General features: G+C 45.0%; 6 protein-coding genes and 1 CRISPR repeat array (1 of these 7 only partly in view). All 6 genes read left to right on the forward strand.

What is annotated here, in order from left to right:
- Positions 1 to 2,549 precede the first annotated feature (2,549 nt).
- Genes cas1f through cas6f form a run of 6 tightly spaced genes read left to right on the forward strand, consistent with a single transcriptional unit; the run spans position 2,550 to position 10,867 of the window.
- On the forward strand, positions 2,550 to 3,527 hold the full coding sequence (cas1f, locus tag FW758_RS17350; RefSeq protein WP_012197496.1) for a type I-F CRISPR-associated endonuclease Cas1f: 978 nt from the start codon (positions 2,550 to 2,552) through the stop codon (positions 3,525 to 3,527).
- 12 nt (positions 3,528 to 3,539) lie between these two features.
- Positions 3,540 to 6,920: a type I-F CRISPR-associated helicase Cas3f gene (cas3f, locus tag FW758_RS17355; protein WP_446446043.1), complete on the forward strand. Its 3,381-nt coding sequence runs from the start codon at positions 3,540 to 3,542 to the stop codon at positions 6,918 to 6,920.
- Positions 6,911 to 8,272: a type I-F CRISPR-associated protein Csy1 gene (csy1, locus tag FW758_RS17360; protein WP_446446044.1), complete on the forward strand. Its 1,362-nt coding sequence runs from the start codon at positions 6,911 to 6,913 to the stop codon at positions 8,270 to 8,272. Before cas3f ends, csy1 begins: the two co-directional genes overlap by 10 nt.
- A 1-nt stretch (position 8,273) precedes the next feature.
- Positions 8,274 to 9,269, forward strand: coding sequence for a type I-F CRISPR-associated protein Csy2 (gene csy2 / locus FW758_RS17365; RefSeq protein WP_012089884.1), 996 nt, complete (start codon positions 8,274 to 8,276; stop codon positions 9,267 to 9,269).
- Between the two features lie 20 nt (positions 9,270 to 9,289).
- Positions 9,290 to 10,273 carry a type I-F CRISPR-associated protein Csy3 gene (gene csy3 / locus FW758_RS17370; protein WP_012089883.1) on the forward strand — a complete coding sequence of 328 codons (984 nt, stop codon included), beginning with the start codon at positions 9,290 to 9,292 and terminating at the stop codon, positions 10,271 to 10,273.
- Between the two features lie 9 nt (positions 10,274 to 10,282).
- Positions 10,283 to 10,867: a type I-F CRISPR-associated endoribonuclease Cas6/Csy4 gene (gene cas6f, locus FW758_RS17375; protein ID WP_263164452.1), complete on the forward strand. Its 585-nt coding sequence runs from the start codon at positions 10,283 to 10,285 to the stop codon at positions 10,865 to 10,867.
- Between the two features lie 130 nt (positions 10,868 to 10,997).
- A CRISPR array of direct repeats spans positions 10,998 to 12,903; the repeat unit is 28 nt; unit sequence GTTCACCGCCGCACAGGCGGCTTAGAAA; it runs 1,543 nt beyond the window's last position.

Here is a 12,903-nt window from a genome sequence, read left to right on the forward strand (position 1 = left end):
AAACGCGTTAGCCCAAAGCTAACGCAAAAAGACGGTGTGTCAGGACATGAATCAGACTAGGTAAGTTTGATTCACTGTAACGGTTTATGAAATCCCTCATGATCAGACCTTACTTTTTGGTAGTCATTATATTATGTATCTCAAATTATCAGACAACAAATGGCTGAACTTCGAGCTGCGGCAAACTTTGAGTAGAAGTGGGTTAAAGCCATCTATCGGATCTAATGGCATCGCGGTTTGAATATAGGGAGGTTAAGTTAAGACTAATCCAGTTCAATCGTGCGTTCGGTTTAACCAATTCTTAGACCACTATCTTCACCTGCAGACGTGTCACTCGATCACCTTAAGCTTCATGCCCAGTCGTCAGCTTTACCCATCCTAAAGCGCATCATGAGCGCTGAACAGCTATACGTTAATGCCAGTGGTCGATGATGGTCGGTATCTAAGCGTATTGTTCTGCTTGGTCCTATGATCCTGCCGTGTTGATCTGCAGGTGTGTCCGCTGATCTCACGCTGGCTAAATAGTCTTTGTGAGGCAGGGAGATTAGTTGGGCGGATAGGTATTGATGCCTGGCATCAATGTGCATGTTTACGTTTTGTCAGCGGCTTTACCTGCAGGTGCGTTAGTCGTTCAAGCATTAGCTGATGATTGTGGGTGAAGCCGGCATTGATAGGGCTTCTATAGGCGTGTTGTGCGACGATGACGAGTGAGAATACCACACGTTTTTCTTGCCTTAGTTGTTACTTATATGTTGTATCATGATGGAGCTATTACACCATTATGCTTCAATAATTCTTCGATGCGGCCTAGATAATCCCTAGATCCCCTCAAAAAGTTGGGAGCACTCAAACCCATGCAGCAGTAAGGCTACAGGCGAGTCGTTGCATCAACCCTACAGGAGGATGCAATGACGTGTTTTTGTTTCTTTTGTGTTAACTCCTGATGGCGTAAAGGGTAGGGGAAAAGGTGAGGTTTTTTGCTGTTTTGGGTGAATTGATGGCGCCCAGATAGATCCTTCTATTCGGTTCACGGTTTCGGTCGCGGCCTCATTCTGCTTGAGTGCTATCGGCTCCCCGTTTTTGGTCATGGGAAACAGTTGAACAGGGATGATCTGCGTACTGTTTCTGGGTGATTGAATTCGTGTTTAGGCTCATGCTGCCTTAGTTTGAATTGTTATTGATATGTTTCTATTTAATAGGTGTTGTTCAGTGTGTTGCACCAATATGGTTCAACCGTTTTTCGATGCGGCCTAGATAATCCCTAGATAGCCTCAAAAAGTTGGGAGCACTCTAGCCCATGCAGCAGTAGGGCTACAGGCAAGTCGTTGCATCAACCCTTAAGGAGGATGCAACGGCGCGCCTTTGTTGCTTTTGTGTTAACGCTTGAGGGCGTAAAGGGTAGGGCAAAATGCGAGGTTTTTGGCTGTTTTGGGTGAATTGATGGCGCCCAAATGGATCCTTCTATTCGGCTCACGGTTTCGGTCGCTGCCTCATCCTGCGAAGGCGTTATCCGCTCCCCGTTTTTGGTCATCAAAAGCAGGCGAACTGGGATGATCTGCACACTGTTTCTGAGTGATTGAACGCGTTTTTAGGCTCATGCTGCCTTAGTTTGAATTGTTATTGATATGTTTCTATTCAATGGGTGTTGTTCAGTGTGTTGCACCAATATGGTTCAACCGTTTTTCGATGCGGCCTAGATAATCCCTAGATAGCCTCAAAAAGTTGGGAGCACTCTAGCCCATGCAGCAGTAGGGCTACAGACGAGTCATTGCATCAACCCTAAGGAAGGATGCAATAGCGTGTATTTGTTGCTTTGGTGTTAAATGTTGGCAATAGGGTGAAGAGGGTAAAAGCCAAGGTTTTAAACGGTTTTAGACGGTTTTAGGTGAATTGCTTCTGTCTAGGACTAGGCTCATTTTAACCGAGTGCCAGAGTCGTTATCTTTACCTATATTAGTCATCCTGCATGGATAGGAATAGAGCGATGATCATGTGCAATTATGAGGAATTTTGATTTTCAGATGGGCGGATTTTGTGTCTCGCCGATGCTCACGGTTTGATTGAAACCGAACGCGACACTTTATGATGATGAGAATCGCTCTCAACTTGCTGCAGATGCGAACCATTATCATCGCGGGTCCTTCCGGCGCGGTTGATTGCGGGGGCAGCGACACGCAGTGCTTCACTACATATGAGGATTTTAGAGGGCTTGGTTGTTGTTTTATTAGCGGGCTTTTAGGGGGCGTTCATAATTTTGAACGCTATCTATGGTATTGATTATAAATAATTATTTTCGCTATTTTCTCAGAGGGACAAAAATTAGGTATGCTCGGATATACCAACTTCAACAGATCGATTTTGTGATCCTTTGATCCTTTCTTAATTATTGACTTTGGTTCTGACAATGTATGTTTTTCGTGAGGTTGTTGCTGATATGTGAGCGATGTATCGATTGTTGCATAGGGAATCAAATGGTTCTAAGTTACTATTGCTTGAATTAGGACGATAGCTTTGATTAGTTAAAGCTTTTCATTCCACATGGAGGTATTTATGGACGATCTTTCTCCCTCGGATTTAAAAACGATACTGCATTCTAAACGAGCTAATGTTTATTACCTCGAATACTGCCGAGTGATGCAGAAAGACGGTCGTGTGCTTTACTTAACTGAAGCAAAAAACGAAAACCAATATTTCAATATCCCCATCGCCAACACCACAGTTTTGTTATTGGGCAATGGCACGTCCATCACCCAAGCTGCCATGCGAATGCTGGCGCAGGCAGGTGTATTAGTCGGCTTTTGTGGCGGTGGCGGCACGCCACTTTATATGACCTGCGAAGTGGAATGGCTGACGCCCCAGAGTGAATACCGGCCCACTGAATATTTGCACGGTTGGATGCAATTTTGGTTCGATGATGAAAAACGATTACTCGCCGCGAAAACCTTTCAGCAAGCCCGCATCCAATTTATCGAGCAAGTGTGGCAGAGGGATCGCGAACTCAAAACGGAAGGCTTTATTTTTAAGGATCCGGCAATCCAAGCTGCGCTTGAGACTTTTCATGCCCGCACAGAGGTGGCAACCAAACAGTCGGACCTGCTATTGACCGAAGCTCAGTTAACCAAAGTGCTATACAAGCACGCCGCCAATAATACCCAACTCAAAGATTTTACCCGTCAACACCAAAGCACCGATATCGCTAATGACTTTTTAAACCACGGCAATTATTTAGCCTATGGACTTGCAGCTAGTTGCCTCTGGGTGTTGGGCATTCCGCATGGTTTTGCCGTGATGCACGGGAAAACTCGCCGCGGAGCATTAGTGTTCGATGTCGCTGATCTCATCAAAGACGCCATAGTGCTGCCGTGGGCTTTTGTTTGCGCCAAAGAGAACGCCACTGAACAAGAATTTCGTCAGCAAGTATTGCAGGCATTTACCGATCATAAAGCATTAGATTTTATGTTTAATACGGTGAAAGACGTTGCACTTCAGGACTACAGTGCTGAGCAAATTGCAGCCCAAGGCTTATAAGGTACAACAGCTATGATGGTGACATTCATCAGTCAGTGCGAGAAAAATGCCCTGAAAAAGACCCGCCGTGTGCTTGATGCTTTTGCTAACCGCATAGGCGATAACACTTGGCAAACCCTGATCACCGAAGATGGCCTGTTAACGGTTAAGAAAATGCTCAAACAAACTGCAAGTCGAAGTACTGCAGTGAGTTGCCACTGGATCCGCTCACGTTCTAGAACTCAGCTCTTGTGGGTCGTGGGAAATCGATTGAAATTTAATGAACAAGGCATAGTGCCGGTGAATCGCACTCAGCTTAATTTGGAACATAAAGAATGGGAGCAGGGCTGGCATTTAAATGAAGTAATTGTCCTTGCGTCGAGTATTGCTGGATTATTTCATGATTTTGGAAAAGCGAATGATTTATTTCAGTTAAAGCTTAAAGGGTTAACCGAGTCTAAGGGGGAGCCCTATCGGCATGAGTGGGTGTCCCTGCGATTATTTGAAGCCTTTGCTAATGGTTTAGCGGATAAGGATTGGCTGGAGAAATTGGCCAACATTGATAAAAACAGTACTGAAATAGAACAGCAGGTTTTGTCTAGGCTGTTTAAAGAAGACTCCGGATATCAGCGACCTTTTGATCAACTTGCACCATTTGCCAAATTGGTGGCTTGGTTGATTGTATCGCACCACCGACTTCCGCTCGCCCATGTAGGTAGCGTACATACAAAGGAAATAGACAGCTGGCTCTCTCATTGTTTTAGTTGCCATTGGAATTCAGCGAATGCAGAAAACATGACGGCAATAGATACGGATCTTATCAGGCAAAATTGGCAGTTTAGTCAAGGTACGCCACTCTTAAGTCGGCCTTGGCAGCATAAAGCCCGAAACTTATCCGAACGTGCGCTGAATTGTCCATTGATATTTACTGAACAAGTTTGGCTTGAGCAACGCTTTGTTGGACATATGGCGCGCTTGTCGTTGATGCTCGCCGATCATTATTATTCCTCTCTTCCCGCTGAAAAATCTAAAGTTCAGTGGCGAGATAAAACTTACAACGCCTTTGCTAATACTGATCATAATAGAGTGCCACAGGCGGGTAATGCGTTAAAGCAACAGCTTGATGAGCATAATATTGGTGTAGCGGTGAATGCCCAGCGCTTTGCACAAAACTTACCTGCTTTAAAATATACTTTACCAGCGATTGCCCAACATAAGTTATTTAGTCAGAACGCGACAAACGGCAAGTATCGCTGGCAAGATAAGGCTTTTGCTCAAGCTAAGTTGATAGCTAAAGGCAGTGAGAGACAAGGTTTTTTCGGGGTCAATATGGCCTCAACCGGATGCGGGAAAACCATAGCCAATGCCCGCATTATGTATGGTTTAGCAGATGAACGAGAAGGTTGCCGTTTTTCAGTCGCACTAGGTTTACGAACGCTTACCTTACAAACGGGTGATGCTTATCGGGATTTACTTAAACTTGGGGATGATGAGCTAGCGGTACTGATTGGTTCACAGGCCGTTAGCACCTTACATCAACTGAACAATGCAACACCGCAGCATAAGCAGATTGGTAGTGAGTCGGCAGAGGGTCTTTTCGAACAATTATTTATTAGTTATCAAGGTCAAATTTATGATGGGCGGTTAAAGCACTGGCTTGCTGCGAGTCCTAAATTGGAGCAATTAGTGAGTGCGCCCATTTTGGTCAGTACCATTGATCATCTAATGCCTGCCACTGAAAGCTTGCGAGGAGGTAAACAAATTGCGCCTATGTTGCGATTACTCACCTCTGATTTAATTTTAGATGAGCCGGATGATTTTGGACTTGAGGACTTACCCGCACTATGTCGCTTAGTGAACTGGGCAGGCATGTTAGGTTCTAGAGTTTTACTGTCATCAGCGACACTGCCGCCATCGTTGATCAAAACACTATTTGATGCCTATCATGCTGGCCGCCAGCATTTTAATCAGGCGCATTTCGCCACGACCGAACAGCCTCCAATCTGGTGTGCTTGGTTTGATGAATATAAAAGTGAAACTTTAGAGATATCCAACTCAAGATCTTATATTGAGCAACATAAAATTTTTGTGAGTAAAAGAGTTAAAAAGCTCGCTTGCCAACAAGTCGTCCGTAGGGGAGAGCTGGTAAAGCTTGAATTAGCATCGCCAACCACCTTTGATGAGTGTGTTGCCGCCACGCTACACAGATGTCTACACCAGCTACATGATATGCACCATGTTGTACATCCATCAGGGCGTAAGGTGTCTTTAGGTGTTGTGCGTATGGCTAATATTAATCCAATGATCGCTGTTGCTAAGTTACTGATTAACATGTCACCGCAAGCCGATTACAGTATCCATTACTGTGTTTACCATTCGCAGTTTCCATTAGCACATCGCTCTTACAAAGAAAGTCGCCTCGATAACGCCTTATCACGTCACGATGAAGCCAATTTGTGGCGCCAGCCTGAAATTCAGCAGGCATTATCAATGACCAATACTTCGAATAATATTTTCATCGTGTTAGGCACTTCAGTCGTTGAAGTGGGGCGCGATCATGACTATGACTGGGCGATTGCTGAACCTAGTTCATTGCGAGCTTTAATCCAACTTGCAGGACGTATTCAACGTCATCGTCAGCAGGTACCTAAGACGGCTAATTTATTAGTTTTAAATAAAAATATTCGGGCACTAAAAAATGAGCATCCAGCGTACTGTAAGCCAGGGTTTGAAAGTGCCGCTTTACCCTTACTACAACATGATTTAACCCAATTACTGACTACTGAACTCGATGCCATTTCGGCAATTCCAAGAATTATGGAGCCAGTGCCCAGTGCTAATGGCAGTGAATTTCAATATAGCGATCTGCACAAAAAACAACATGCTCAGGCAGTAAACTCCTTTTGGGGGCAGGAACATCGTGCTTTGCAACTGGCGTTAGGACCTGTTGGCAAAGACAAAGCTGGAGTCATTTTTTATCGCAGTTATAAAGAGGCCAATCTGTGGTGGAAGCATGATGTTGCTTGGAGTGGGGAGTTTATTCGCCAAACCGCATTTCGCCAATCGCAACCCCAAGAGGCATTTTTATTGCGATTACCAGAAGATGAAATATTAACCTGGTGTCAATTAGATACCACACATAAACCCTATCAATATCCCACGTTAAACCATCGTTTTAACTCTGAAATAGTCCCGTTAGCTAAAGGATGTTTCTGGTGGTTTAAACCATCGACCGAACAAATATATCAAGACTTGGCTGACTTACTGGACAGTTCGATCACTAAAGTGAGTGAGCAATTTGGTGAGATTAACCTTCGAATGGCAAATAAAGATCAACCCGCCCTAGTGTGGGCATGGCACGAACAACTTGGTGTGTACGAATGTAAAGACAATAAGGACAGCCCATGGAATTAACTTTAAGCGATGCGCTTGCCGATTATATCGCTCAGCGTAAGCAAACCAAGCTTGAACCGCTACAAAAAGCACGGGATAAGATACTTGAAAAAACACAGGATCCTATCGAAATAGCAACAGCAAATAGGGAATATGCCGAAGTTGCAGCACCGATTGAAACGGATTTTAATCCGGTGAATTGGTTAACTTATGCTGCAAAACGCGCCAAACAGATTAGTCTAGCAACCCATGCGGCTAAGTTTACCCACAGTGATGCTAAAGCCAGCAGTATATTGGTAGCGGATACTGCGCCAGAATCGCAGACCTATCTGAACACGGCGAGTCTAGCGAATAAAGCGATAGATGCTGTCGGTAATGCGGCGGCACTTGATGTGGCAAAACTGCTGAAAATATCAGTCAATGGCGAAAGTCTCATCAAGCAGCTACAAGCTCAGCATGTCGATGCTTTAACTGCATTTACTCAAGATACTGAGTTACTTAAAGAGTGGCAGCTTGGATTTGCTAGAGCATTGGCAGATGAAAAACTAACGGGACATACCTTAACTAAGCAATTGTACTTTCCAGTATCAACGGTGCTTAATGGCGATGAATCACAACACTATCACTTACTGTGTCCTTTGTTTTCTTCATCCTTAGCCCATGAGTTATATCATCACGTCACATCAACTCGTTTTGGCGATGAGCCCAAAGCAATTAGAGAGGCGCGTAAAAAAGGTCATTATCACGCATCGCTCGAGAAGATATTCCCGGCAACAGCAGTGCAAAACTTTGGTGGCTCAAAACCACAAAATATCTCTCAACTTAATAGCGAGCGGTATGGACAAAGTTTCTTACTCAATTGCGCGCCACCGCATTATCAAGCTCAAAGCAAGCCGCCGCTCACGAGTGCCAGTATTTTTAGCCGCCAATTGCGGTTTAAAACCGCAGGTTTTATTCGCGAATTTAAAGCGTTTTTGGCTGGGGTAACCGCGCAAGAAAACAATTTTAAAGCGCGATATCAACGGGATTATGGTTTTGTGTTGCCAATTATCGATGTGCTACTTAATGAGGCCGCCATTATTCAAAATATGACGGAATTTGCAGGTTGGGCAACGTCGGCTGAGTGTCAATTAAAAACCGCTCACGGTCTTTGGCTCGATGTCGCCAACCCAGAACCGCGTTTTCAGCAGGAGCGTGCCAAAGGCGATTGGCAAGACATCATCGCCAACGATTTTGCGACTTGGTTATTGGCTCAGCTACAAAATAAAGAACGATATGTGCTAGGTGATATTGAACATCAGTATGTTAAGAAATTATGTCTAGTGCAGCTTAAAACCTTTGAGCGTCATACACCTAAACATGGAGATGCATAGAATGTCGCAGTATTTATTAATTAAAAAACTCGATGTGCAAAATGCGAATGCCATTGCAGGGTTGACCTATGGGTTTCCGGCGATAACGAATTTTTTAGGTTTTGCCCATGCTTTATCACGCAAGTTATCTCGTGAGCTTGATGTGAGCTTAGGTGGCGTTTGCGTCGTGAGTCACAAAAACAGGGTGCATGCTCGCCAACCTAAAGGCTGGGGAGATTATGTTTTTGCTTTGACTCGTAATCCATTAACTCAACAAGGAAATACCGCACCAATCAATGAAGAAGGGCGCATGAACTTGCAAGTTTCTTTATTGATCGAAATTAAGGGGTTAATTCAAGGCGATAATCAAACAGAGCAAATGCTCATAGACCAGATTAACGCTTTGTTACCTGCAATGAGGCTAGCGGGAGGGCAGATCACTCACTACGGGCAAATTGAGATATTGAGCGACCACGAACAGCAGCAAAAAGCACTACGGCGTTTAATGCCGGGATTTATCTTAATTGATCGTAGTGATTACCTTGCGAGCCATGTTAATGGATTACAGCAAGAGGTCGTTCATGGTGCTAAGCCAAGCCTGTTTGATGCTTGGTGTGATTTTGCCACCCTAAATTATCAGGCAACTCGGTTAGATACGGAACCTGAAATAAGCGGACCATCAGATACCATCAAAGCGGATTGGCATTATGTGCCAAAGCCTCAAGCGGGTTATTTAGTTCCTATTGCAACAGGTTATTGTGCTATCTCGCCAGTATACGAAGCGGGGCAGGTTGCTAATGTGCGGGATAAGTCAGTCCCTGTGGCATTTGCCGAAACCGCTTACAGCGTAGGCGAATGGCTAAGTATTCATCGGTTAATTGATATTAGCGCGGGAATATGGCGCTACAGCTACCAACATCCTTGGTACTTAGCAAAGACAGAACCATTTCAAGTAGATATACCATCCATTGCAGATGTTGACGCTGCATTAACCTCATTTAATTTAGATGACTATTAATTAATAACGGAGCATTAATCATGGCAGATATCAAACTGAGTACACCATCAGTGTTAGCTTTTGAAGCAAAATTGCTTCCATCCGACGCCCTTATGTTTGCGGGCAATTGGGATGAAAATGTATGGCAACCTATCATAGTGGGAGAAAAAGCCGTAAGAGGAACGATTTCAAACCGATTAAAAGCCGCAACGGCAAACGATCCTGCAAAACTTGATGCCGAAGTCTCTAAGGCGAATTTACAAACGGTTGATATTGCAGCGCTTCCCCACCATACAGACACGCTAAAATTAGTGTTTACCCTACGCATCCTGAGTGACTTACACATACCGTCAACGTGTAACGATCCAGCCTATCAGGAAGCCTTAGCCGCAAAAGTGAAGCAATATCAAATTGAAACTCAATTTAGTGAACTGGCAAAACGCTATGCGCAGAATATCGCTAATGGCCGTTTTTTATGGCGCAACCGTGTTGGAGCACAAGCGGTGAAAATTGTCGTAACAGCCAATAATCAGCACTTTACCTTTGATAGTTATGATTTCAATCTACGTGATTTTGCCGATGATCAGCAGATAAACGAGCTGGCGAAAATAATTCAATTTGGCTTAATGGAAAAACACGCCCTGATTAAGGTCGAGGCATACAGCCAACTTGGACAAGGCCAAGCGGTATTCCCTTCACAGGAATTAGTGATGGGCGGTGGTAAGGGAGATAAGAGTAAGTTCCTTTATCAACTTGATGGACAAGCGGCAATGCACTCGCAAAAAATCGGTAATGCATTGCGTACGATTGACACTTGGCACCCCGATTTTGAAGAAATTGGACCGATTGCGGTTGAACCCTACGGTTCTGTGACTAACCGCGGTGCGGCCTACCGTCAACCGAAAGAAAAAAACGATTTTTATAATTTGTTAGATGCTTGGATGCTCAAAGACAAGATCCCTAGCATTGAACAACAACACTATGTTATGGCCATGCTGATCCGTGGCGGTGTGTTTGGTGAATAAGGAGTTGCGATGAATCATTATCTAGACATTACCTTATTGCCCAACGAGGAAGTGGGGCATTATTTCCTCTGGGAGAAACTCTATCATCAAGTGCATCTTGCTTTGGTCGAGCATAAAAATCGGGTAGGGCAATTTGAGATTGCTGCCGCATTTCCACAGTTTAATGAAATGGATAACAGTTTAGGCTCAAAATTACGCTTGCTGGCAACTCAACCTCAGCATTTGGAAGATCTAAAGGTAAGCAATTGGCTGCGTCATTTTACCGACTACTTGCATATCAGTAGTATCCGTCCCGTGCCCGAAAAAATAGAAGTTTATGTAGCTTATTCACGCCCAGCAATCCGTGCGAATAAAGCGCGGGAAATCGCTCGAAGAATGAAGCGTCATAATGAAACGTTAGTGCAAGCTACAGCGCATTTTGAAGGTTTTAAACCTAAAAAGACCAAAGCGCCCTTTGTTTATATGCAAAGTTACACTAAGGATTCGCGCTTTCCTTTATTTATTCAACAAACACATAGTGCTGTAGTAAAGGAGGGAAGTGTTTCGTTTGACAGTTATGGATTATCAAGCAGAGGCTATTTACCCAAGTTTTGACCTTATAATTTATGCTCTTTAACAAATCAAATAGAAACAGTGAGTTACTGTAGTGTGTTTTTCGTAAGGTAAAATAATGTTTTTTAACCTAACGAATTGTAGTTACTCACTTTTAAACTAGTAATCTATTGTTCACCGCCGCACAGGCGGCTTAGAAACAACTCGCGCAATACTAGCGGCGTCACCGATTGTTCACCGCCGCACAGGCGGCTTAGAAAATTACACCTGTGAGTCCGATGTCTTTAGCTTCGTTCACCGCCGCACAGGCGGCTTAGAAAGAAACACTGCTTGGTGAATATCGAGATCCAACGTTCACCGCCGCACAGGCGGCTTAGAAATGGCAAAGCGGGAAAGCTGGCAAGGTTAACATGTTCACCGCCGCACAGGCGGCTTAGAAATTTAAACTTAACCGTCTCGTCACCTTCGCCAAGTTCACCGCCGCACAGGCGGCTTAGAAAATTTTGCGCATATCCCCCGCTCTGGAGGCACCGTTCACCGCCGCACAGGCGGCTTAGAAATTTAGATAAGCAGAAAATTTCACGCAAAATCTGTTCACCGCCGCACAGGCGGCTTAGAAAATATAGGATCTGCAGTGCATCTGTTATGCTGCGTTCACCGCCGCACAGGCGGCTTAGAAAGCTAGCTGGCCAAGTCTTATTAGATGTAATATGTTCACCGCCGCACAGGCGGCTTAGAAAAGAACCGTCAGCGACACCCCCAGATTGCACCCGTTCACCGCCGCACAGGCGGCTTAGAAATCCGCAGGTGTACCACACCACGTATCCGCATTGTTCACCGCCGCACAGGCGGCTTAGAAACTTGCTCTGTTGCCTTAAATGATGAAATAAGGGTTCACCGCCGCACAGGCGGCTTAGAAATTGCGCAGATTTACAACCTTATCTCGCGCAATGTTCACCGCCGCACAGGCGGCTTAGAAAATCAGGCCAACCATATGGCTGGCTTAGATTGAGTTCACCGCCGCACAGGCGGCTTAGAAAAAAGTTTGAGGCGTTAAAAGCTGCCAATTATGGTTCACCGCCGCACAGGCGGCTTAGAAATAGGTATGACAAAGGATGAAATATGCAAAGCAGTTCACCGCCGCACAGGCGGCTTAGAAAAGTAGCATCAGTGTATTGCTCTGAGCCACCAAGTTCACCGCCGCACAGGCGGCTTAGAAAATTAGTTACCGCAACTGGAACATTGAAAACATGTTCACCGCCGCACAGGCGGCTTAGAAACAACGCCTTTACTTACTGCCTGTACCGCTTCTGTTCACCGCCGCACAGGCGGCTTAGAAATATTAAGCTGGTAACTCTTGAAGAATTTGTAAGTTCACCGCCGCACAGGCGGCTTAGAAAAGCTAAAGCTAACTCAATCCACGTTTAATGCTGTTCACCGCCGCACAGGCGGCTTAGAAAAAAGTCATGCAAGTTGATTAACACGTCTTGCTGTTCACCGCCGCACAGGCGGCTTAGAAAAAAACTTTGATTTGATATCATCACCCCTGTAAGTTCACCGCCGCACAGGCGGCTTAGAAAATCAGTTGATCCAGAGATTGCCAAGTAATCAAGTTCACCGCCGCACAGGCGGCTTAGAAATTGATTCTATGCTCTAATGCTTGACGGCTCAGGTTCACCGCCGCACAGGCGGCTTAGAAAACATTAAATCTGAGGGTATGACTGCACTTAACGTTCACCGCCGCACAGGCGGCTTAGAAATCGTCAAAGTAAAGTATTTGCTGACCTATTTCGTTCACCGCCGCACAGGCGGCTTAGAAAACAGTGGATTGATATTTCTATCTAGCCACGTCGTTCACCGCCGCACAGGCGGCTTAGAAAAATCAATGTGATGACGGGATTCGAACCCGCATGTTCACCGCCGCACAGGCGGCTTAGAAAGCAAATATTTTGCAGTGCAACAACTTTATGCGGTTCACCGCCGCACAGGCGGCTTAGAAATGCAACGTAAATCGCTATGCTTGGTCGCTGATGTTCACCGCCGCACAGGCGGCTTAGAAACAATCAACATCAGATTTA

Source organism: Shewanella sp. 1180_01, from assembly GCF_052850535.1.